19 protein-coding genes and 1 pseudogene are annotated in these 22548 nt (G+C 71.0%); 6 read left to right on the top strand and 14 right to left on the bottom strand.

Annotation, left to right across the window (positions count from 1 at the left end):
• Positions 1-387, top strand: a pseudogene (locus tag ABT171_RS34175) (endo-1,4-beta-xylanase); the annotation flags it as partial.
• A gap of 26 nt (positions 388-413) precedes the next feature.
• Positions 414-2069 carry a glycoside hydrolase family 27 protein gene (locus ABT171_RS34170; RefSeq protein ID WP_351250288.1) on the top strand — a complete coding sequence of 552 codons (1656 nt, stop codon included), beginning with the start codon at positions 414-416 and terminating at the stop codon, positions 2067-2069.
• A gap of 33 nt (positions 2070-2102) precedes the next feature.
• Here the strand turns inward: ABT171_RS34170 and ABT171_RS34165 are convergent, their stop codons facing one another.
• The 12 genes from ABT171_RS34165 to ABT171_RS34110 form a co-directional block, all read right to left on the bottom strand.
• The gene (locus ABT171_RS34165; RefSeq protein ID WP_351250287.1) at positions 2103-2804 is read right to left on the bottom strand and encodes a FadR/GntR family transcriptional regulator; all 702 of its coding nucleotides are present in this window, start codon (positions 2802-2804) and stop codon (positions 2103-2105) included.
• Positions 2779-3822 (bottom strand): aldo/keto reductase, encoded by a 1044-nt coding sequence (locus ABT171_RS34160; RefSeq protein ID WP_351250286.1) that lies wholly within the window; start codon positions 3820-3822, stop codon positions 2779-2781. The genes ABT171_RS34165 and ABT171_RS34160 overlap by 26 nt, the downstream gene beginning before the upstream one ends.
• 40 nt (positions 3823-3862) lie before the next feature.
• The gene (locus ABT171_RS34155) at positions 3863-5083 is read right to left on the bottom strand and encodes a PfkB family carbohydrate kinase (RefSeq protein ID WP_351250285.1); all 1221 of its coding nucleotides are present in this window, start codon (positions 5081-5083) and stop codon (positions 3863-3865) included.
• Positions 5080-5709 carry a bifunctional 4-hydroxy-2-oxoglutarate aldolase/2-dehydro-3-deoxy-phosphogluconate aldolase gene (gene eda / locus ABT171_RS34150; RefSeq protein ID WP_351250284.1) on the bottom strand — a complete coding sequence of 210 codons (630 nt, stop codon included), beginning with the start codon at positions 5707-5709 and terminating at the stop codon, positions 5080-5082. Before eda ends, ABT171_RS34155 begins: the two co-directional genes overlap by 4 nt.
• Positions 5706-6467, bottom strand: a complete 762-nt coding sequence (locus ABT171_RS34145; protein WP_351250283.1) for an SDR family NAD(P)-dependent oxidoreductase — start codon at positions 6465-6467, stop codon at positions 5706-5708. The genes eda and ABT171_RS34145 overlap by 4 nt, the downstream gene beginning before the upstream one ends.
• Before the next feature lies 1 nt (position 6468).
• Complete coding sequence (locus tag ABT171_RS34140) at positions 6469-7506, bottom strand: zinc-dependent alcohol dehydrogenase (RefSeq protein WP_351250282.1); 1038 nt, start codon at positions 7504-7506, stop codon at positions 6469-6471.
• On the bottom strand, positions 7503-7940 hold the full coding sequence (locus ABT171_RS34135) for an RbsD/FucU domain-containing protein (RefSeq protein WP_351250281.1): 438 nt from the start codon (positions 7938-7940) through the stop codon (positions 7503-7505). The genes ABT171_RS34140 and ABT171_RS34135 overlap by 4 nt, the downstream gene beginning before the upstream one ends.
• Positions 7931-8833, bottom strand: coding sequence for an amidohydrolase family protein (locus tag ABT171_RS34130; protein ID WP_351250280.1), 903 nt, complete (start codon positions 8831-8833; stop codon positions 7931-7933). The genes ABT171_RS34135 and ABT171_RS34130 overlap by 10 nt, the downstream gene beginning before the upstream one ends.
• On the bottom strand, positions 8826-10160 hold the full coding sequence (locus ABT171_RS34125; protein ID WP_351250279.1) for an L-fuconate dehydratase: 1335 nt from the start codon (positions 10158-10160) through the stop codon (positions 8826-8828). Before ABT171_RS34125 ends, ABT171_RS34130 begins: the two co-directional genes overlap by 8 nt.
• Positions 10161-10252: 92 nt before the next feature.
• A complete protein-coding gene (locus tag ABT171_RS34120) occupies positions 10253-11296 on the bottom strand; it encodes an ABC transporter permease (RefSeq protein WP_351250278.1) in 1044 nt (347 codons plus the stop codon).
• Positions 11289-12851: a sugar ABC transporter ATP-binding protein gene (locus ABT171_RS34115; RefSeq protein ID WP_351250277.1), complete on the bottom strand. Its 1563-nt coding sequence runs from the start codon at positions 12849-12851 to the stop codon at positions 11289-11291. The genes ABT171_RS34120 and ABT171_RS34115 overlap by 8 nt, the downstream gene beginning before the upstream one ends.
• Before the next feature lie 46 nt (positions 12852-12897).
• On the bottom strand, positions 12898-13959 hold the full coding sequence (locus ABT171_RS34110; RefSeq protein WP_351250276.1) for a sugar ABC transporter substrate-binding protein: 1062 nt from the start codon (positions 13957-13959) through the stop codon (positions 12898-12900).
• Positions 13960-14426: 467 nt separating this feature from the next.
• Here ABT171_RS34110 and ABT171_RS34105 point away from each other — a divergent pair, with 467 nt between their 5' ends.
• From ABT171_RS34105 to grpE, 4 genes are all read left to right on the top strand, one after another.
• On the top strand, positions 14427-16658 hold the full coding sequence (locus ABT171_RS34105) for an alpha-L-fucosidase (protein WP_351250275.1): 2232 nt from the start codon (positions 14427-14429) through the stop codon (positions 16656-16658).
• 292 nt (positions 16659-16950) lie between these two features.
• A complete protein-coding gene (locus tag ABT171_RS34095; RefSeq protein WP_351250274.1) occupies positions 16951-17301 on the top strand; it encodes a J domain-containing protein in 351 nt (116 codons plus the stop codon).
• A 42-nt stretch (positions 17302-17343) separates the two neighbouring features.
• Entirely contained in the window at positions 17344-19200 is a 1857-nt protein-coding gene (gene dnaK / locus ABT171_RS34090; RefSeq protein ID WP_351250273.1) for a molecular chaperone DnaK, read from the top strand.
• A gap of 2 nt (positions 19201-19202) precedes the next feature.
• Positions 19203-19784 carry a nucleotide exchange factor GrpE gene (grpE, locus tag ABT171_RS34085; protein WP_351250272.1) on the top strand — a complete coding sequence of 194 codons (582 nt, stop codon included), beginning with the start codon at positions 19203-19205 and terminating at the stop codon, positions 19782-19784.
• A gap of 45 nt (positions 19785-19829) precedes the next feature.
• Here grpE and ABT171_RS34080 read toward each other — a convergent pair whose 3' ends face one another.
• Together ABT171_RS34080 and ABT171_RS34075 are read right to left on the bottom strand one after the other, a co-directional pair.
• Positions 19830-20981, bottom strand: a complete 1152-nt coding sequence (locus ABT171_RS34080) for an ARPP-2 domain-containing protein (RefSeq protein ID WP_351250271.1) — start codon at positions 20979-20981, stop codon at positions 19830-19832.
• Positions 20978-22417: a hypothetical protein gene (locus ABT171_RS34075; protein WP_351250270.1), complete on the bottom strand. Its 1440-nt coding sequence runs from the start codon at positions 22415-22417 to the stop codon at positions 20978-20980. Before ABT171_RS34075 ends, ABT171_RS34080 begins: the two co-directional genes overlap by 4 nt.
• Positions 22418-22548 lie beyond the last annotated feature (131 nt).

The following is a 22548-nucleotide window of genomic DNA, read 5'->3' as shown; positions in this document are numbered from 1 at the left end:
CGCGGCGTGCCCATCGACTGCGTCGGCTTCCAGAGCCACTTCGGCGCCGGCGGCCCGCCCCCGAGCTTCCAGACCACCCTGTCCAGGTTCGCCGCCCTCGGCGTGGACGTCCAGATCACCGAACTCGACATCGCCCAGGCCCCGCCGACCGCCTACGCCGGCACCGTGCAGGCGTGCATGCGCGTCGCCCGCTGCACCGGCATCACCGTGTGGGGGATCAGGGACAGCGACTCGTGGCGGACGGGGGAGAACCCGCTGCTGTTCGACGCGGGCGGCAACAAGAAGCCGGCCTACGGCGCGGTGCTGTCCGCGCTGGGCGGCAGTAGGGGGACCTCCGCGAACGGCACGTCCGTGCAGGTCTGGGACGCCACCGGCGGCGCCAACCAGCACAGGAGCCTGCGGTGAGGGCTCCGATGACCACTGCGAGAGCCAGACGCCTCCGACCGCTGCCCCCGCTGCTGTCCCTGCTGCTGTCCCTGCGCAGAACCCTGGCACTCACCTTCTCGGCCGTGCTGCTCACCGTGGCCGTCCCCCTCCTCTCCCTCGGCACGGCGCAGCCCGCCGCGGCGTTGGGCAACGGGCTCGCGCTGACGCCGCAGATGGGATTCAACGACTGGAACGCGTACGGCTGCGATGTCTCCGAGTCGCTGATCAAGTCCACCGCGCAGGCGATGCACACCAACGGCATGCAGGCGGCGGGCTACTCGTACGTCGACATCGACGACTGCTGGATGACGCACAGCCGCGACTCCGGTGGCCGCCTGGTGCCGGATCCGGCCAAGTTCCCCGACGGCATCAAGGGCACCGCGGACTACGTGCACTCGCTGGGGCTGAAGCTGGGAATCTACGAGGACGCGGGCACCGCGACCTGTGCGGGGTACCCGGGCAGCCTGGGGCACGAGACCACGGACGCGCAGTCGTTCGCGTCGTGGGGTGTGGACTATCTGAAGTACGACAACTGCAACAACACCGGGGTGCCGGCACGGACCCGGTACACCGCCATGCGGGACGCCCTGGCGGCCACCGGCCGGCCGATCCTGTTCAGCCTGTGCAACTGGGGCCAGGAGGACGTGTGGACCTGGGGTGCGGACGTGGGCAACAGCTGGCGCACCACCGGGGACATCAGCCCGACCTACTCCAGCATGCTGTCGATCTTCCACAGCAATGCGGGACTGGCCCCGTACGCAGGCCCCGGCCACTGGAACGACCCGGACATGCTGGAGATCGGCAACGGCTCGCTGACGGCCACCGAGAGCCGCAGTGAGTTCAGTCTGTGGGCGGAGATGGCCGCGCCGCTGATCGCGGGCACCAACATCCCCTCGGCCGGTTCCGACACCTTGTCCGTCCTGACCAACTCCCGGGTGATCGCGGTCGACCAGGACCCCCTGGGCAAGCAGGGCACCATGGTGTCGTCCTCGGGTGGCCTGGACGTGCTGGCGAAGCCGCTGGCAAACGGGGATGTGTCGGTGGCGCTGTTCAACGAGACGGGATCGACGGCGACCATCACCACCACCGCGGCCGCGATCGGGAAGACCGGGGCGTCCGCCTATGCCCTGACCGACCTGTGGTCGGGGGCGTCCTCGACCACCTCCGGCACCATCAGCGCCTCGGTGCCGGCCCACGGCACGGTGATGTACCGGGTCGCGGGCGGCACCAGCAGCGGCGGCGCCGGCGTGACCGGTGCGCTGCACGCGGTGGGTGCGGGCAAGTGCCTGGACGTACCGGACTCCACCACGACCGCCGGGACCCAGGTCGAGATCTGGGGCTGCAACGGCGGGGGCAACCAGACATGGACGCATTCCGCCTCCGGCCAGCTCACCGTCTACTCCGGCAGCGCCCGGATGTGTCTGGACGCCTACGACAACCGGACCACTCCCGGGACGAAGGTGGAGATCTGGCCGTGCAACGGCCAGGCCAACCAGCGGTGGACGCTGAACCCCGACGGCACCGTCACCGGCGTCCAGTCCGGCCTGTGCCTGGATGTCACCGGAGCGGCCACCGCCGACGGAACCCTCGCCGAGCTGTGGACCTGCAACGGCGGCAGCAACCAGCGGTGGACACTGGGATAGCGGGCACCGGGCCGGGCATCCGGTGGGGCGGCATCACCCCGCAGGGCCGGTGCTCCGCAGATGTTCCCGCAGCCACTGCTCGGTGTGGCTCACGTGCATCAGTGCGGCGGCCTGGCTGAGGACGGCGTCGCGGGCGGACAGGGCATCGAAGATCGCCTCGTGTTCCGCGAGGGTCCGGCCCGCGGCCTGGTCGTCGACCAGGCCGCGCCAGATGCGGGCGCGCAAGGTGCGGCCCGAGATGCCCTCCAGCAGGGTGAGCAGCGTCTCGTTGCCGGTGGCCGAGACCACGGCGCGGTGGAACGCCGCGTCGTGCGCGTTCAGCTGTTCGACATCGTCGCGTGCGGCTCGCATGGCGTCCAGGTGCTGCTTGACCTCTGCCAGCTGGTCGTCGGAGATCCGGGTGGCGGCGAGCGCGGTGGCCACCGGTTCGAGGAGCCGGCGCACCTCCATGAGGTCCAGCAGCGCCGCCGAGTCGCTCTGCAGCAGCTCGACGGCGCCGCCCAGGCCCTCAAGCAGCAGGCTCGGCTGCAGGCTGGTCACATAGGTGCCGTCGCCCCGGCGGACTTCGAGCACGCGGGCGACCGCGAGTGCTTTGACCGCCTCGCGAGCGAGGTTGCGGGACAGGCCCAGCTGGGCCGCCAGCTCCGGCTCCGGCGGCAGCTTCGAGCCCGGTGGCAGCTCCCCGGTGCGGATGAGTTCACGGATCCGCTCAATGGCCTTGTCCGTCAGGGACAACGCGCACCCCTTTCTCCGGAGTGTTCTCCGCGCTGTGCCGCGTGGGTACGTCCGGCCTGATCAGGCCCTGGGCGCGAAGGTCGTCCCAGAGAGCTTCCGGCACGTGCCGACGGTGGAGTTCCACGTTGTGCCTGACCTGCTCCTGGTTCCTCATTCCCAGGGTGACGTTGATGATACTGGGATGGCTGAAGGGGAAGGCGATCGCGGCGGCGGGCAGGGTCGTGCCGTGACGTTCGCAGACCTCGGCGAGGGCCAGGGCACGGGCGACGATCTCGGGCGGAGCGTCCTTGTAGTCGTACTTCATGCCCGGCGTGGGACGGTCCTGGGAGAGCAGGCCCGAGTTGAACACGCCGACGGCGATCACGCTCTTGCCGTGCTCCCGCGCGGCGGGCAGCACGTCGTCCAGCGCCGACTGGTCGAGGAGCGTGTAGCGTCCGGCCAGCATCACCACGTCGGCCGCGGTCTCGCGCAGGAAGCGGGCGAGCATGGCCGACTGGTTCATGCCGGCGCCGATCGCGCCGATCACCCCCTGGTCACGCAGGTCCGCGAGGGCGGGCAGGGCCTCCTCGGCGGCCTGCCGCCAGTGGTCGTCGGGGTCGTGCACGTAGACGATGTCGAGGCGGTCGAGACCCGTACGCTCCAGGGTGGCGTCGAGGGAGCGGAGCACGCCGTCCCGGCTGAAGTCCCACTGGCGGCGCAGGTCGTCCCGGACGGCGAAACCCTCGCTGTCGACGCCCCGCGGCCGCTCGTTGGGCACGAGCAGCCGGCCCACCTTGGAGGAGACGACGTACTGCTCGCGGGGGCGGTCGCGCAGGGCGGCCCCCAGCCGCTGCTCGGACAGGCCGAGCCCGTAGTGCGGCGCGGTGTCGAAGTACCGGATGCCGCTGTCCCAGGCCGCTTCGATCGCGGACGCCGCGTCCTGGACCGGTGTGACCCGGTAGAGGTTGCCGATGACGGAGGCCCCGAAGCCCAGTTCGGTGACGCCGACGGTGGTGTTCGTGATCTTCCGGGTACGCACGACATGCTCCTCGGGGCTACGGGTCGGACAGGGGTGCCGGTCAACGCCTGACGGCGGCCGAGCCGCCCGCCACGAGCGCCTCGACCTCGGCGAGCGAGGCCATGGAGACATCGCCGGGCGTGGTCATGGCGAGTGCGCCGTGAGCCGTGCCGTAGGCGAGGGCCCGGTGCAGACCGGCGAGGGTGAGCGGGCCGCCGGTCGGTTCGGCATCCGTGAGCGCCTCGGAGGCGGTGCGCCCGAGCCGTGCGTCGGCCGACCCGGGCCGGCCGAGCGGGTCCTGCCCCGGAACCGCTCCGCCCCGCCGTCCGTGAGCCGGCCAGGAATCGGCCTCGGGCTCGTTCTCGGGGCCGGGGGCCGGGGCCAGCAGCCCGTAGATCAGTCCGGCCGCGAAGGCGTCGCCGGAGCCGATGCGGTCCAGGACGTGCAGGCCGGGCATCTCGGGGCCCGGGACGAAGCCGGTCGCCGGTGACCAGGCCGCCGAGGACCAGTCGTTCACGCCCGCCGAGGGCACGCCGCGGAGCGTCGTGGCCAGTACCTTCGCCCCGGGCAGCAGGCCGGCCACCTCGGCGAGCGCGTCCGGCACCTCGCCCGCGCGGACGCGCACCGCTCCGGGGTGCGGTCCGGCAAGGCCCAGGGCGCCCACCACCACGTCGGCGTGCCGGGCGAGCCGCAGGTCCACCTCGCGGGCCCGTTCGGCGCCGCCACGGTGGGCCCAGAGACTCGGGCGGTAGTTGGGATCGTAGGAGACGGTGACGCCGTGCCGGCGTGCCACGGCCATCGCCTCGTCCGCCACGTCCGCCGTGGTGTCCGACAGGCCGGCGAAGACGCCGCCCGTGTGGAACCAGCGCGGGCCCCCGGCGAAGAGGGAGTCCCAGTCGACGTTCCCCTTGCGTAGCTGGGACACCGCCGTGTTCGCGCGGTCGCTGACGCCGAGCGCGCCCCGGATGCCGAAGCCCCGCTCCACGAAGTTCAGCCCGTTGCGGGCGGTGCGGCCGACACCGTCGTCGGGCACCCAGCGGATCAGTGAGGTGTCGACCCCGCCCTGGAGGATCAGGTCCTCGGCAAGCCTGCCCACCGCGTTGTCGACCAGGGCGGTCACGACGGCCGTGCGCAGGCCGAAGCAGCGGCGCAGGCCCCGTACGACGTTGTACTCGCCGCCGCCCTCCCAGACCTGGAAGGTGCGGGCGGTGCGGACACGGCCCTCGCCCGGGTCGAAGCGGAGCATCACCTCGCCGAGGGCGATGACCTCGGGGACGCTCATCCCGTACTCCTCTCGACGGCTTCGGCGGTCAGCCGCCGGATCGCGGTGTAGTCGGCGCGCCGGAGGTGGTCGGCGGTCGCCATCCAGCTGCCGCCGACGGCGAGGACCGCCGGGTGGGAGAGATAGGCGGACAGGTGCGCGGGGCCGATGCCCCCGGTCGGCAGGAAGCGTGCCCGGGGAAACGGAGCCGCGAGTGCCTTGAGCATCCCCATGCCGCCGAGCGGCTCGGCGGGGAACAGTTTCACCGTGTCGAGACCGGCGCGCAGGGCGCCCATCAGCTCCGTGGCGGTGGCGATGCCCGGTACCACGGGCACGCCGAGTTCCCGGCACCTGGCGACGACCTCGGCGTCGTGGCCGGGGCTGACGACGAACCGGGCCCCGGCCGCCACGGCCCGCTCCGCCTGCTCGGGCGTGAGCACGGTCCCCGCGCCGACCGCCAGCCCGCCGTGCGCCGCCATCGCCTTCACCGCGTGCTCGGCGTCCGGGGTACGGAAGGTGACCTCGGCGCACCGCGCCCCGCCCGCCGTGAGCGCGTCGGCGAGCGGGCCGGCGTGCGCGACGGACGGCACCGTGAGCACCGGCAGGATCCGGGCGCCGGCCAGCACGGAGGCGAGGCCGGCGGTCATCGGCCGAGCCATCCGCCGTCGACGGGCAGGACGGTGCCGTGGACGTAGGCGGCGGCCTCGGAGGCGAGGAACACGGTGGCGCCCGCGAGGTCGTCGGCGGTGCCCCAGCGTCCGGCCGGGACGCGGTCCAGGATCGCCTTGCCGCGCACCGGATCGTCCCGCAGCGCCCGGGTGTTGTCGGTGGCGATGTAGCCCGGCGCGATGGCGTTGACGTTGACACCGTGCGGAGCCCACTCGTTGGCCAGCGCCTTCGTCAGTCCGGCGATGCCGTGCTTGGCCGCGGTGTAGCCGGGCACGGTGATGCCGCCCTGGAAGCTGAGCAGCGACGCCGTGAAGATGATCTTCCCTTGGCCGCGGGCCACCATCGCCGCGCCGACCGCCCGGGTGAGCGCGAACTGGGCACTGAGGTTGACCTGGAGGACCAGCTCCCAGTCGGCGTCGGAGTGTTCGGCCGCAGGAGTCCGGCGGATCGTGCCCGCGTTGTTGACCAGGACGTCCACCGGCCGCCGGCGGCCCGCGAGGTCCGCGCCCAGGGCCCGTACGGCGTCGGGGTCGGCGAAGTCGGTCCGGATCGCCTCGAAGGCGCGCCCCGCGGCGACGACGTCCTTCTCCACCGCGCTGCCGGACTCCTCCAGCGAGGCGCTGACACCGATGACGTCCGCGCCGGCCTCGGCCAGCGCGCGGGCCATGGCCCGGCCGATGCCGCGCCGGGCGCCGGTGACGACGGCGAGCCGGCCGGTCAGGTCGAACAGAGGCATCTCAGGCTCCCGTCGTGCCGTTGCCGCAGTCCACCAGGATCTTCATCACGTCCCCGCCCGCCTCAAGCGCCTCGAAGGCCGCGGGCGCCTCGGTGAGGGGCACGACCTTGCTGATCAGCCGCTCGGCGGGAATCGTGCCGTCCGCCACCAGCGTCACCGCCCGCTCGAAGTCCGAGCGGTCGTACAACCGGGCGCCGACGAGGGTGAGTTCGCGCCAGAAGAAGCGGTGCAGGTTCACCTCGCGGGGCCGGGGATGGATGGCCACCAGGCACAGCCGGCCGCGCACGCCCAGCACCTCCACGGCGGTGCCGGCTCCGCCCGCCGCGCCGGAGACCTCGAAGGCGACGTCCGCGCCCGCGCCGCCGGTCCAGCGCAGGACGAGCTCGGGCACGTCGTCGGCGGCCGGGTCCCAGGCGGTCAGGCCCAACTCCTCTGCGAGCAGGCGCCGATGGGCGCTGAGCTCCACCACCCGGACCTCGGCACCGGCGGCCCGCGCCACCAGCGCGATGAGCACCCCGACCGGCCCGCCGCCGACCACGACGACCCGCTCGCCCTCCCGCACCCCGGCCCGGCCGACGTCGTGCACGGCGACGGCGGTGGGCTCGACGAGCGCGGCCCGGTCCAGGGCGAGGGAGCCGGGCAGCCGGACGAGGGTGGCGGCGGGCACGGTCCAGCGCTGCTGCATCGCGCCCGGCGAGTCGATGCCGATGAAGTCGAGGTTCTGGCAGACGTGCCGGTGACCGGAGGCGCACGCCGGGCAGGTGCCGTCCCAGCGCAGCGGCATCACGGTCACCGCGTCACCGGGCTGCCAGCCCTCCACGTCCGGCCCGACGCGTACGACGCGGCCGGACATCTCGTGTCCGAGGACGGCGGGCGCGGCGACCCGGGCGTCCATGTCGCCGTGGAAGATGTGCAGGTCGGTGCCGCAGATGCCGACATAGGCGGGGGCCAGTTCCACCTCGCCCGGGCCGGGGGAGCGGATCTCCGCGGGTGCTGTGCCGAGGGTGCGGGGGGCCGTGTAGCGGACTGCGAGTGTCATCGTGGGGTCAGGGTCCCTTCAGCGCGGACGCCGATGGTCAGCAGCAGGTTGGCGTAGGTGCGGATGTCGGCGGTGACGATCGCCAGCGCCAGGTCGGGGGAGCGTGCCGCGTAGTAGAACGCGAACCGGTCCAGCGTCTCCACCGGGGCGGGCGCCAGCCGGGCGCGGTACTCGGCGATGGCCGGTGGCTCCGGTTCGCCCGCGGGCGGCACCATCACCTGGGCCGACTCCACGGGGACCGCCCGCAGGAGGACGTCGAGCACGGTGGTGACGTCCAGCAGGCCCGGCCTCAGGTTGAGGTGGACGATTCTGGCCCGCTCGCAGGTGGCCGTACCGGCGGGGTAGTGGCCGTCCGCGAGCAGGACGCGGGCGCCGTGACCGGCTCCGGCCAGGGCTTCGAGGATTCCGGGGTGCAGCAGTTCCGTCAGGAGCACGTCGTCCCCTCCTTCGCCGGGGCGGGCGTCAGGTGGTAGAAGTCCGTCGCGGTGCCGGCGAGGATCGCGTGGATCTCGGCGCCCGAGCAGCCGTCCAGGAGTTCCCCGACGGCGGCGGCCCAGCGGTTCCAGCCGCCGGCGAGGACGCAGACCGGCCAGTCGGAGCCGAACATCAGCCGGTCGGGGCCGAAGGCGGAGAGCAGGACGTCCCACGCCGGGCGGATGTCCTCGACCGTCCACCTCTCGTGGTCGGCCTCCGTGACGAGCCCCGACACCTTGCAGCGGACCTGGGGGTGCCGGGCCAGTGTCCGCACCTGCTGTGCCCAGTCGGTCAGTTCCCGCGTGACGAGAGGCGGCTTGCCCGCGTGATCCAGGACGAGGGGCAGTTCCGGCAGTCTCTCCGCGAGACGGATCGGCTGCGGGAACTGGTGGCTGCGGATCAGCACGTCGTATCCGAGTCCGCGCTCGGCGACCGCTCGCAAGCCCCGTTCGGCCTCGGGGCGTTGGAGCCAGTGCGGGTCGGACTCGCCCTGCACGACGTGCCGTACGGCCCGCAGGTACCGGCCCGCCGAGCCGGTCCGCAGGTCGTCGAGTACGTCGCCGATCGCGGGGGACGTCAGGTCCGCCCAGCCGACGACGGCGCCGATCAGCGGGTCGCTGTCGGCCAGGGCGAGGAGGTCACGGGTCTCGGGGACGGATGTGATGCACTGGACGACCACCGTGCTCGTCAGCCGCCGTCCGGCGATCGGCCGGGTCGCGGCCGAGCGCAGGGCGTGCGAACTGAAGTTGCGGCGGAGCGGCTCGTGCCCGGGCTCGTCCAGCCAGGGCTGCGGCCGGACGTCAAGGTTCCAGACATGGTGGTGGGCGTCGACGAGGGCCCGGGTGTCAGACACGGGCGGTCCAGACGGGGCCGTCGGGGTACGCGTACTCCTTGAGGGACTCCGGGTGCATCTGCGCGCCCAGCCCGGGGAGTTCGGGGGCCAGGTAGTGGCCGCCGGCGACGCGCACCGGGTCGACGAAGTGCTCGTGGAGGTGGTCGACGTACTCGATGACCCGGTCCTCCAGGGTGCCGGAGACGGCGACGTAGTCGAACATCGACAGGTGCTGCACCATCTCGCACAGACCGACGCCGCCGGCGTGCGGGCAGACCGGCACCCCGAACTTCGCGGCGAGCAGCAGGATCGCGACGTTCTCGTTGACGCCGCCGACCCGGGCCGAGTCGATCTGAACGATGTCCACCGCGCCGGCCTGGAGAAGCTGCTTGAAGACGACCCGGTTGGCGACGTGCTCGCCGGTGGCGACCTTGATGGGGCCGACGGCCTCGCGGACCGCGGCGTGGCCGAGGATGTCGTCCGGGGAGGTGGGTTCCTCGATCCAGTACGGCTGGTAGGGGGCCAGGGCGCGCATCCAGTCGACGGCCTGCGCCACGTCCCATCTCTGGTTGGCGTCCACGGCGATGCGGATGCCGTCGCCGACCGTCTCGCGGGCGGTGCGCATCCGCCGTACGTCGTCCTCCAGCGACGCGCCGACCTTCAGCTTGATCTGCGTGAAGCCGTCGGCGACGGCCTCCCGGGCCAGGCGGGCCAGCTTCTCGTCGGAGTAGCCGAGCCAGCCGGGGGTGGTGGTGTAGGCGGGGTAGCCGCGCTCCAGCAGGCGGGCGGTGCGCTCCTGGCGGCCCGGCTCGGCACGGCGCAGGATGTCCAGTGCCTCCTCGGGAGTGAGTGCGTCGCTCAGCCAGCGGAAGTCGACCTGGGCGACCAGTTCCCCGGGCGGCATCTCGCTGAGGAAGCGCCACACGGGCTTGCCCGCGCGCTTGGCGGCCAGGTCCCAGGCGGCGTTGACCACCGCGCCGGTGGCCATGTGGATGGCGCCCTTCTCCGGGCCCAGCCAGCGCAGTTGGGGATCGTGCACGAGGGAGCGGGAGAACGCTCCGAGGTCGCCGCAGACCTCGTCGACGGAGAGGCCGACCACGTGGGGTGCGAGGGCCGCGATGGCGGCGGCCTGCACGTCGTTGCCGCGTCCGGTGGTGAAGGCCAGGGCGTGTCCCTCCAGTCCGTCGCCGGCGTCGGTGCGCAGGACGACATAGGCGGCGGAGTAGTCGGGCTCGGGGTTCATGGCGTCCGAGCCGTCGAGATGTTCGGAAGTGGGGAACCGCACGTCCAGGACGTCCAGGGCGGTGATGCGGGCAGATGCCGATGGAGCTGACACGGCAGAGGACATGACGGAAACTCCTGTGAGAGCAGGCGGGAACGCGGGCCCCTGCGACGGAAGGGCGAGCGGCGAGCGGTGTGCGGCGGCGACGGCCGCCCGGTTCACTCCTGGACCTTGCCGCCGGTGATACGGGAGATGGCGAGGGCGACCAGGATGATCAGGCCGTTGAGGGCGCCGATCCACTGAGCGGGGACGCCCGCCAGGGTGAGCACGTTCTGGATCATGAAGAGCAGCAGGATGCCGCAGAACGCGCCGAACATGGTGCCCTTGCCGCCGTTGAGGCTGATCCCGCCGATGACGGCGGCGGCGAAGACGGTGAAGATGTAGCCGTTGCCCTGCGCCGAGGCGACGGAGGCCAGCCGCCCGGACAGCAGCAGCCCGGCGAGGGCGGCGAGCACGCTGCCGGTGACGATCACGATCCACAGCACCCGGTCGGTGCGGATGCCGGCCGCCTTCGCCGCGTCGACGTTGCCGCCGATGGCGTACAGCGAGCGCCCGAAGCCGGTCCAGCCCAGGACGACGACGGCGACGGCGAACAGCGCGAGGCATATCCAGATGGAGGCCGGCATCCCGGACCATTCCGCGGTGCCCAGGTAGAGCATCGACTTCGGCAGCTGGAAGAACGTCTGCCCGCCGGAGATGCCGGTGAGGACGCCGCGCAGCACGATCAGCATGCCGAGCGTGACGATGAAGCCGTTGAGGCCGAAACGGATGATCAGCAGGGCGTTGACCACTCCGACGAGCAGGCCCACGGCGAGCGTGACGGGAATCGCCCATGCGCCGGGGAGCAGGCCGAGGCCGTGGCCCGCGCCGGCCGGAACCACGAGCCAGGCCGCGACGCCGGGTGCGAGGCCCATGGTGGACTCCAGTGACAGGTCCATCTTCTTGACGATCAGGATCATCGTCTGGGCGAGGACCAGCAGGGCGATCTCGGACATCGTCTGCAGGACGTTGATGAGGTTGTCCGCCTGCAGGAAGACCGGGTTGACGAGCTGGCCGACGATCGCGATGACCACGATCGCGGGGACGAGGGCGAGATCGCGCAGCCGGGCCAGAGGTATCCGGCCGCCGAACAGACCGCGCCCGGCCGTCGGCCCGGTGGTCCCGGGGGCGGGGGTGTCCGCCGCGAGGACGGTGTCAGGCATGGAGGTCCACTCCTTCCATCGCGGCCACGAGTTCGTGGTCGTGCCAGCCGCGGGCGATCTCTGAGGTCACACGGCCCTGGAACATCACCAGGACCCGGTCGCACATGCGCAGGTCGTCGAGTTCGTCGGAGGCGATGAGCACTCCGGTGCCGGTCCCCGCGGTCTCCTGGACCTTGCCGAGGAGGAACTCCTTGGAACGCACGTCCACGCCCGCGGTCGGGTTGATCAGGACCAGCAGCCGCGGGTCGTCGGCGAGGGCGCGGGCCATGACGACCTTCTGCTGGTTGCCGCCGGAGAGGGCGGAGACGGGCAGGTCGGGGCAGGGCGTCTTGATCGCCAGGCGCTCGATCATCCCCTCGGCGAGCCGGTCCCGCCGGCTGCGGCTGAGGAATCCGTTCCTGCCGAGTCTGCGGGGAACGGACAGGGTGGCGTTGTCCGCGATCGACATGCCGGGCACGAGGCCCTGGTGGTGCCGGTCCTGCGGGACGAACCCGGCGCCGGCGGCGAGCGCGGCGGGCACGCTGCCGGGACGCGGACGGTTGCCGGCGATCTCCACCTCGCCGCTGCCGGCGGCCCGCAGTCCCACGACGGTCTCGGCCACCTCGGTGCGTCCGCTGCCCGCGGCCCCCGCGAGCCCGACGATCTCCCCGGCGCCGACCTGGAAGGTGATGTCGCCGTAGGTCTCGCCGCTCAGACCCCGGACGCTGAGCGCGGCCGTGGCGCCGGCGTCGACGGTGCTCGCCCGTTCCTCGCGCCGGTCGGCCGCCGCCTCACCGGTCATGGCGGCGACGAGTTCGGTGCGGGGGAGTTCGGCGACCGGTGCGGTCAGGATGTGGCGGGCGTCCCGGAACACCGTCACCATGTCGCAGATCTCGTAGACCTCCTGCAGGTGGTGGCTGATGAACAGGAAGGTCACGCCCTGCCGTTGCAGGTCGCGGACGCGGTCGAAGAGCCGGTTGATCGCGGCGGCGTCGAGCTGGGCGGTCGGCTCGTCGAGGATGATGAACCGGGCGCCGAAGGACAGCGCGCGGGCGATCTCCACGAACTGCCGCTGTTCCACGCTGAGATCGGCGGCGGGGGTCTGCGGGTCGACGTCCACGGACCAGGCCGACAGCAGGTCCTTCGCACGGCGCCGTACGCCCTGCCAGCTGATCAGCCGGTGGCGGCCGCGGTCGTGCCGGTTCAGGAAGAGGTTCTCGGCGACGGTCAGTGCGGGGATGATCGTCGACTTCTGGTAGACGCACGCCACGTGCCGGCGCCAGGCGTCGCGGTCGGTGAGCCGTGGCGCCGGGCTGCCGCCGAAGGCCACCGTTCCCTCGTCCGGGGCCTGCAGGCCGGTCAGGACGGACACCAGGGTCGACTTGCCGGCGCCGTTGCGGCCGACCAGGGCATGGGTCTCGCCGGGCCTGATGGTGATCCGGGCGCCGTTCAGGGCCACCGTCGGACCGAATCGTTTGACAATGCCCGTCGCCTCGACGACGGGAGGATCCTCGGGGACCCGTCCGTCGTCCGCCGGGGCGGGTGCGGGGCGGACTGCTCGTTCCCCGTCGTTCATCTCAACCGCCTTGGTGTGGTTCGCCGTTGGTCATCGGGACGCGGTGTCAGCCGAGGTTGTTGCCCCACAGCGACTTGTCGTCGCTCTTGATGCTGGGCACGCCGCCGTAGGTGCCGCCGTCGGCGGTGACGAGCGGAGCCGGGAGCTGGTCCTCCAGCAGCCCGTCGCGGACCTTGACGATGGTGCTGTCGTGGTCGGTCCTGCCGGGCCGGAAGGTCTTCCCGTCGATCGCGGCCTTCAGGTAGTACAGGGCGTACTTGGCGTAGAGGTCGGCCGGCTGGGAGACCGTGGCGTCGATCTGCCCGGCGGCGATGTCCTTCAGCTCCTCCGGGATGCCGTCGTTGGAGACGACGAACACATGCCTCTTGTCCTTCGGACCGGCCAGCAGGCCCTTCTGCCTGAGGACCTGGAGCGTCCCGGACAGCGCGAAGCTGGACTGCATGTAGACGCCTTTGATGTCCGGGTTGGCGGTCAGGTCCGTCTGCAGCTTCTGCGCGGCGACGGCGCCGTCCCAGTTCGTGGCCTCGCCGAACACCTTGATGCCGGGGTAGTTCTTCTTCATGCAGTCGTTGAACGCCTCGGTGCGGTCACGGCCGTTGACGGAGGACAGGTCGCCCTGGAGCATGACGACCTTGCCCTTGCCGCCGAGCTTGGTACCCAGGTACTGGCAGGCCTTCTCGCCGTACGCGCGGTTGTCGGCGCGGACGACCATGAAGACCTTGCCGGTGTCGGGACGGGTGTCGACCGTGACGACCGGGATCTTCTTCGCCTCCAGCTGAGCCAGGGTGGGCGCGATGGCGGCGGTGTCCTGCGGGGCCATCGCCATGCCCTTGACGCCCTGACTGATGAACGTCTGGGCGTCGGCGGTCAGCTTGGCGACGTCGTTCTGCGAGTTGGTGGTCTTGACCGAGAGGCCGAGCCGCTTGGCGTACTCCGGCGTGTACTTGATGTACGAGTTCCAGAAGTCCGTGTCGGAACGCGGGTAGTCGACACCGACCAGCGGCGCGCCGCTGGACGACGCCGTGGTGCCGGAGCCGTTGCAGGCGGTGAGCAGCGCCAGTGCGGAGAGGACGGAGGCGGTGGAGCAGAGGGCTGTGCTGAGTCTCATCGGGCATTCCTCGCGCTGGTCCGGAGCGGGAGATGGGTCGCAGGGCGACAGCCGTGTGCCGCCGCAGCCAAGAGATGGGATGTATGTATAGGTGGCGACCGAGGGGGCTGTCTAGGTCTCCGGCGAAGTCGCCGCAAAAGAGGCGGTCATGGAGCTGCCGCTGCGACTGGCGGGACTGAATCAATCCCATCAATGTGGGGTATCTGTGATGCGCCGACGGCCGGCCCGCGGACGTTCCGTGGGGACGTCGAACCCTTCGCGCATCGCGCAGACATGCTATGTCTGAGGCTCAACAAACGGAACACAAGTGTCTGTAGCTGCATAAAAGTGCCTGCCGCAAGGCGCTTTCATCCCTGCACGCCCGTTGACATCAGGGCGTCACATGCTCGAACTTCGTGCGTAACGTCCGGCGCTCCAGTGCCGTGGGCGCCGTGTCTTCCCTTGTCCCCCACATCAGGGATGTCCTCATGTCGAGCTCGTTCAGCAGACGCCAGTTCCTGGCCGCCGCCACAGGTGTGGCGGCGGCGGCCGTCGCCGGCGGCGGCCTGGGCTCCGGCGTCGCACAGGCGGCACCGAGCACCTACACACCGGCGTGGCCCTCGGTCGACCAGCACCCGCCCGCCCCCGAGTGGTTCCAGGACGCCAAGTTCGGCATCTACTTCCACTGGGGTGTCTTCAGCGTTCCGGCCTATGGCGACGAGTGGTATCCGCGCAGGATGTACATCAGCGGCGACTCGTGCAACCAGCACCACATCGCGACCTACGGCGACCCGTCCGTGTGGCCGTACCACAACTTCATCAACGGGGCGAAGGACCGGGCCGGGAACACCGTGCAGTTCGCGCCGAAGCCGAAGTCGGCGGGCGGCACCTTCGACCCCGACGCGTGGGCGCAGCTGTTCGTCGACGCGGGCGCGAGGTTCGCCGGACCGGTCGCCGAACACCACGACGGCTTCTCCATGTGGAACAGCCAGGTCAACGAGTGGAACTCGGCCGCCAAGGGCCCGAAGCTCGATCTGCTGCAGCTGTTCACCACGGCGATCCGGGCCAAGGGGCTCAAGCTGCTGGTCGCCATGCACCACGCGTACCACTTCAACGGCTACTACGACCATGTCCCCGCGCAGTCGGACCCCAGCCTGCAGAAGCTGTACGGGCAGTTGGGCAGGGCGCAGGAGAACCAGCTCTGGTACGACAAGCTCAAGGAGGTCATCGACCTCGCCCGACCCGACATCCTCTGGCAGGACTTCGATCTGAGCAGGGTCGACGAGACGCAGCGCCTGAACTTCCTGTCGTACTACTACAACCAGGCACGAGCCTGGGGCCGCGAGGTCGTCGCCACCTACAAGGACGGCCTCGACAGCAAGGGCGAGGTCTTCGACTACGAGCGCGGCGGCCCGGCCGACCTGACCGCCCCGTACTGGCTCACCGACGACAGCATCTCCAGCTCCAGCTGGTGCTACACACAGGGCATCGGCTACTACAGCGTCCAGCAGATGCTGCACTCGCTCATCGACCGGGTGAGCAAGAACGGCAACATGCTGCTGAACATCGCGCCGATGGCGGACGGCACCATCCCGCAGGGACAGAAGGACGTCCTGCTCGGCATCGGCGACTACCTGAAGCGCTTCGGCGAGTCGGTCTACTCGACCCGGCCCTGGACGGCGTACGGCGAAGGCCCGACGAAGATGGGCGGCGGTTCCTTCACTCACCCGACGGCCGGCACCGCGCAGGACATCCGCTTCACCCGGAACAAGGCCGGCACGGTCCTGTACGCCACCGTCCTCGGCTGGCCCGGCAGCTCGCTCACGATCAGGACGCTCAGCTCCGACCGGACCGACCTGTCCTCGCTGACCTCGGTCAAGCTGCTCGACTCGACGGCCGGCAGCTACATCAGTCTCGCCACGCCCACGCAGGACGCGTCCGGGCTGAAGGTGACCCTGCCGTCGGCGGCGCCGTTCAGCGCCCACGCGTACGTCCTGAAGCTCACCTTCTCCGGGCGGATCCCCAGCCTGCGGCCCCTCTCCGGCGCCGTGGTCTTCGGGGACGTCGACTACTCGGGCACGAGCGCCGTGCTTCCCGTCGGCGACTGGACGGCGGACCAGCTGACGCTCGCCGGCCTCGGCCCACGCACCCTCTCGTCCCTGCGCCTGGCGCCCGGCTTCCAGGTGATCGGCTACTCGGGAGACAACTTCTCGGGCACCTCATGGACCTTCACCGCCGACCACCCCGACCTCCGGGTCACGGGCAACAACGACCAGGTCACCTCGCTGAAGGTGCAGTTCGACCCGTCGACGTACTTCCGGCTCACCAACGTCACCGACGGCCTTGTCCTGGACGGCGGCGGCAACGTCGCCTCCGGGTCCGGCCTCAAGCAGTGGACCTGGGACGGCAGTCCCAACCTCCAGTGGCAGGCGGTCGAGGTGGGCGGCGGCTACTACAAGCTGGTCAACCGCACCAACGGCATGGTCGCCGACGGCTGGGGGGCCACCGGCAACGGTTCAGCGGCCAGGCAGGCGCCGTGGAACGGCGGCACGAACCAGCAGTGGACGATCACCCATCGGGGCGACGGCCGCCACACCATCGCCAACCGCACCACCGGCCTCGTCCTCGACGGCGGCGGCAACGTGGCCCCGGGCTCCGCAACCAACCAGTGGGCCTACGGAAACAGCACCAACCTGCTCTGGACGTTCACGGCGCTGTGACCCTCGCCCCGGCAGGACGAGCGGCTGCGGCGCTGACCAGCTGGAGCACCTCGCGCTCACGGTCCGACAGCATGGGCCGCTCAGTCCGCCCGGACGGCCAGGACGTTCTGCTCCGCGTTCACGCCGACGGCGTCCGGGTCGACACCGGGCAGGTCGAAGTGGACGATGAAGGCGTCTCCACTCCGATGTACCCCGTCGGCTCAGACTTGACAAGGTGGCGCTCAAGTTTTATTCAGAGGTGTAGGCAACTAGGTCCGAAACCGCAGCTCACAGTGGGCGGGAGGTGGCTTGGATGGAGGTGCCCGACCTGTACTCGGTGCTGGGGGTGGAGCCCTCGGCCACGGTCGAGGTGATCATCTCCGCCTTCCGCCGCCAGGTGCGGGAGCTGCGTCCCGACACCCGGGTGGACGCCGTCACGGCGGAGCGGTTCGGTCAGGTGCGGTCGGCGTACGAGACGCTGCGCGACCCGGTGCGGCGCGCGGCCTACGACCAGACGTACGAGCGGACGTACCGCCGCCCGGACGAGCCCGACCAGGCCCTGGCCTCCTCCCGGCCGCCCCGCAGGTACGTCGTCGTACTCGGCGTCCCAGCCCCCGAACCGCCGCTGCGCGCGGGACCGGTCCGATGGGAGCCCAGCCGGTGAACAAGGGCCTTGCAGGCGGGGAAGGACGAGGAGGGAGCTCACATGGCGCGTCCGGTAGGTATCGACCTCGGTACGACGAACTCGGTGGTCTCGGTCCTGGAGGGCGGCGAGCCCACCGTGATCACCAACACGGAGGGGGCGCGGACCACCCCGTCGGTCGTCGCCTTCGCCAAGAACGGCGAGGTGCTCGTCGGCGAGGTCGCCAAGCGGCAGGCCGTCACCAACGTCGATCGCACGGCGCGGTCGGTCAAGCGGCACATGGGGGACCAGGCGTGGCGCTTCCCGGATCACGGGGACATCGACGGCAAGCGGTACACCGCCCAGGAGATCTCCGCGCGCGTGCTGCAGAAGCTGAAGCGGGACGCGGAGGCGTACCTGGGCGAGGACGTCACCGACGCCGTGATCACCGTCCCGGCGTACTTCGACGACGCCCAGCGGCAGGCCACGAAGGAGGCCGGTGAGATCGCGGGCCTGAACGTCCTGCGCATCATCAACGAGCCGACGGCGGCGGCACTGGCGTACGGCCTGGACAAGGAGAACGACCAGACGGTCCTCGTCTTCGACCTCGGCGGAGGCACCTTCGACGTGTCCCTGCTGGAGATGGGCGAGGGCGTCATCGAGGTGAAGGCCACCAACGGCGACACACACCTGGGCGGTGACGACTGGGACCAGCGGATCGTCGATCACCTGGTCACGCAGTTCAAGAACCACTACGGCGTCGACCTGTCCAAGGACAAGATGGCCGTGCAGCGGCTGCGTGAGGCGGCGGAGAAGGCCAAGATCGAGCTGTCCGCGTCCAGTGAGACCAACATCAATCTGCCCTACATCACCGCTTCGGCGGAAGGCCCGCTGCACCTGGAGGAGAAGCTCTCGCGCGCCCAGTTCCAGCAGCTGACCTCCGATCTGCTGGAGCGTTGCAAGGGCCCGTTCCACAACGCGATCAAGGACGCCGGGATCAAGGTGTCCGACATCAACCATGTGATCCTGGTGGGCGGTTCCACGCGGATGCCGGCGGTGACCGAGCTGGTGAGGGAGCTGACCGGCAAGGACCCGCACAAGGGCGTCAACCCCGACGAGGTCGTCGCCGTGGGCGCCTCGCTGCAGGCCGGTGTCCTCAAGGGCGAGGTCAAGGACGTCCTGCTGCTGGACGTCACCCCGCTGTCCCTGGGCATCGAGACCAAGGGCGGCATCATGACGAAGCTGATCGAGCGCAACACCACGATCCCGACGAGGCGTTCGGAGATCTTCACGACGGCCGAGGACAACCAGCCGTCGGTGCAGATCCAGGTCTACCAGGGCGAGCGGGAGATCGCGGCGTACAACAAGAAGCTCGGCATGTTCGAGCTGACCGGTCTGCCGCCGGCGCCGCGGGGTGTCCCGCAGATCGAGGTGGCCTTCGACATCGACGCCAACGGGATCATGCACGTCTCGGCGAAGGACCTGGGCACCGGCCGGGAACAGAAGATGACCGTCACCGGCGGTTCCGCGCTGCCGAGGGACGACATCGACCGGATGGTCCGCGAGGCGGAACAGCACGCCGAGGAGGACCGCAGGCGCCGGGAGGCCGCGGAGACGCGGAACCAGGCCGAGCAGCTCGTCTACTCGACGGAGAAGCTCGTCCGGGAGAACCCCGACAAGATCCCGGCCGACGCGAAGAACGAGACCGAGACGGCCCTGGCCGACCTGAAGGAGAAGCTCAAGGGCGAGGACACCGCGGCGATCCGGCAGGCCATGGACCGCACGGCACAGGCCGCCCAGAAGATCGGTACGGCGCTGTACGAGCAGTCCCGTGCGGACAGCGGCACATCGGCGGGAACGGCCCCGGCGGGCGAGTCCGGCACGGACGACGAGGTGGTGGACGCCGAGATCGTCGACGACGAGAAGGGGGAGGCAGGCTGACGATGGAGAACGGTCGGCCGCAGAACACCGACCCGGGCCGGCTGCAGCGTCTCCTTCAGGAGCGCACGGACGACCTGCAGCGGGTGAAGGCCGAGTACGACAACTACCGCAAGCGGGTGCGCCGGGACCGCATGGTCGTGCGCGAGATCGCTGTCGCCAACGTCCTGCGCGCCCTCCTGCCGGTCCTGGACGCCGTCGACCGCACATGCGCGCACGAGCCCATGACCCCGGGCCTGAAGGACATCGCCGACGCCCTCCGGACCCAGGTGGGGTCCCTGGGCCTGGAGGCGGTCGGTCGGGTGGGCGACCGTTTCGACCCGGCCTGCCACGAGGCCGTGACGCATCACGTGTCGCCGGATGCCGACCGGCTGATCTGCTCGGAGATCCTGCGATCCGGGTACCGGCTCGGTGACCAACTGCTGCGTCCGGCCCGCGTCGAGGTCACCGGGCCTCCTCCGCCCGCGGACCAGCCGGCCGGACACGATCGCGCATCCCACGGCGACGAAGGACACAGCGGGCGGGCAGGCCCCGCCGCCCCTCTCACTTCGCCCTCCCCGCGCGCCTCTCTCCCACCGGCGCTGTGAACGAGGTGCCCTCGCTCCCGGCGGGAACAGCCGATCGTGCCGCGCTCATCCGGCTCGGGGCCGGCCCTGCCTGCGGTATCCGTCCAGGACGTCCTGGCGGAGCAGGAAACCGAAACCGGCGGACTCCAGCCGCAGCCCCAGCTGAGCCTCACCGATACCGAGACCGGCCGCGGTGTCCGCCAGGTGCCAGTCGTGGGCGGCAAGCCTGCTGAGAAGGTGGCCGCGACGAACCTGGTTCTCCGACAGGCGGAAGGTCTTGAGGTAGGCGATCCCGCCCCGGTCGTCGGTGATGGCCTCACCGATGTGGTTCTCCTGCTTGGGGCGGAACGGCGGCAGGAAGCGGGAGAGCGTGAAGCGTCCCATCCGGTGGACCGACTGCCAGGTGTAGTCGTGGTCCAGCAGGCCGGTCGCCATGGTCGTGTCGTGGAAACGCCTCCAGGCGTGTTCCTGTTCGGCAGCTGCCGTGCGCAGGTCGGCCAGGGAGCGGATCCGCGCGTCGGGTATGCGGGTCCGGAAGTCCGGCACCGGCGGCATCAGCGTGGCGTAGTGGTGGATCAGTTCGCCGTACAGGTCCTGCAGGAGCGTGGGGTGGAGCGCACGGTAGTCGTCGGGATGCGGGACCGCGAACGCGGCAGCGAGCGCGTCGGCGACGTAGACCATCACGCCGCACTGGCCGGGGTGGATCTCGAAGACGCGCAGCGCGTCGGCGAGCCCGCGTACTTCGGCACCCGCACAGGCCTCCTCCGCGCGCGGAGAGAGTCCTTGGCGGATCGCACGCTGCGACCACTGTTCCCAGGCGACGGAGGGGCCGCCGAAGTGCAGTGCCAGGTAGCCTTCCAGCGCCAGGTGCATGGGGAGGAACCGCAGCCGGTCCTTGGCCTGGCGGCGGGCCGTCCTGCGGTGGAAGCGCAGGGCCATCGTGGCGGCGGGCGCCGGGTCGGCGCCGGCGGAGAGCTGCGTGCCGTAGGCGGCCGCCGGCGTGCCGTCATCGGTCCACGTGGCGACGAATCCGTGCGGGATGTAGGAGACATAGGCATGGCGCGGGCCGACCTCGACCAGCCCGGGCACATCACCGTAGAGCCGCGCGTGCAGACGGAGGTCGCCGACCGGTTCGTCACGCACGAGCGGCACCAGCCGGACGGCGTTCCAGACCTGGGAGGGGCGGGTGGCCAGGCCGGTCAGGTCCAGTGTGGTCATCGCGCCCGCTCCTGGTGGTGTCCGCTCGTCATCCGGGCCGCGCGGGTGTCCATGTAGGTGATCAGTTCGGCCAGGCCGGTCCGGCCTTCCGCGAACTGGGCGAGTTCCACCAGTGCGGGAAGGTCCTCGGCGTCGCGGATACCGGCGGTGGGCACCGTCGCGGACAGCCGGCGCACATCGAAATCGGCCGCGTCGTAGACGGGGTTGAGATGCACGACGCCGGTGCGACGCCCGGGGTCGAGCCGGGTCCGCCAGATGCGCAGCACCTCGGCGGCCAGGCCGGGAGGCGCGTTGTCCCATCCGTCGGAGACGATCACCAGCCTGGACGGGGCGGTGTCCAGCGCGTCGAGGATCCGCCGGCCCACCGGCGTCGGACCGTACGGGCAGGCCAGCAGCGCGTCAGTCCGCCCGGACGTCCACAGCCCGGTGTAGTCGCCGGCCAGGGCCGCGAGCAGATAGTGGCAGGCCAGGGCCACGGCCAGCGGCCGCCGACGCTTGTGAACCGAACCGAAGGCGGAAAAGCTGTCGTCCAGGACCGCGGTGACCTTGCCCCAGCTTCCCCGGTGGCAGCCGGCCACCCGGTCGGCGGCCGATTCCAGGGCGTGGGTCAGCTCGGCACGCCGGCGCCGGCGGTCCTCGGCCGGCAGCGACAGCACATAGGTTGCCAAGCGGGTCAGCGGCATCCCCGCCAGGTCCGCCCGCACCCCTGTGGTCCCCCGGGTGTGCGCGGACTCCTGCAGCCGCAAGGTCTCCAGACGGGTCATCCGGGGAGCTATGCGCTCCAGGAAGACATCCCGGGGAATGCCGTACTTGGCGGCGAAGCCCTCGGCGACCGTATAGGGCAGCTCATACAGGGCGGCCTGTTCGTAGTGCGCGCGGCGCCATGTCTCCAGGAGGGGTGTCGCATAGTGCGGGCGGGCCGGCGGCGCGAACAGGAACGCCCCCAGCTCCTCGGTGGCGGGGGCCAGGTGTGCGTGGCGAAGGGCTCGCTTGAGGCCGCTGCGGTACTTCACGGCATCGAACGCCGGGTCGGGGCGGGCGGACAGCCAGTCACGCATGATCGCGCGGGTGCGACGGTTGTTCACCCGGGCCCGGCGCAGGGCATCGAACAGTCCGTAGACGCGCTGGGGCGGCAGCGTCGCAAGGCGGGACGCGATCAGACGGCCCTCGCTGCGGCGCTGGTCGGCAGTGGCCTCACCGGTGGTCTCCAGCAGCCGTCGGATGACGAGGACCGCGTTGTGGTCGTTGATGTCGAGCGCGAGGACCCCGGCGTACAGGTCACGGTAGTTCCCCAGCATGTACGCATGGAGGAAGTCCAGGGACAGCCGCTGCTCGCCCGCGTCGCCGTGGAACTCACGCTGGCCGGTGGAGGTGATCGCCGCGTTGACGAAGAGCAGCACATCGTCGGCTGCGACGAGGTCCCCGTACGAGTCCATCCGAGTCTTCCCCCAGGGTGCGGATGCCGGCCGGGGAATGGGGGCACGAGCTGCGAATCATTGCTTCAGAGGCAGGTTCCGGAAGTCGCACCGGAGTCCCGCGGCCGGCCACAGGACCGTAACAGAGCAGG

This window comes from Streptomyces sp. NPDC001851, from assembly GCF_040297165.1.
Taxonomy (GTDB): domain Bacteria; phylum Actinomycetota; class Actinomycetes; order Streptomycetales; family Streptomycetaceae; genus Streptomyces.
This window is presented reverse-complemented; position numbering and strand designations above follow the sequence as displayed.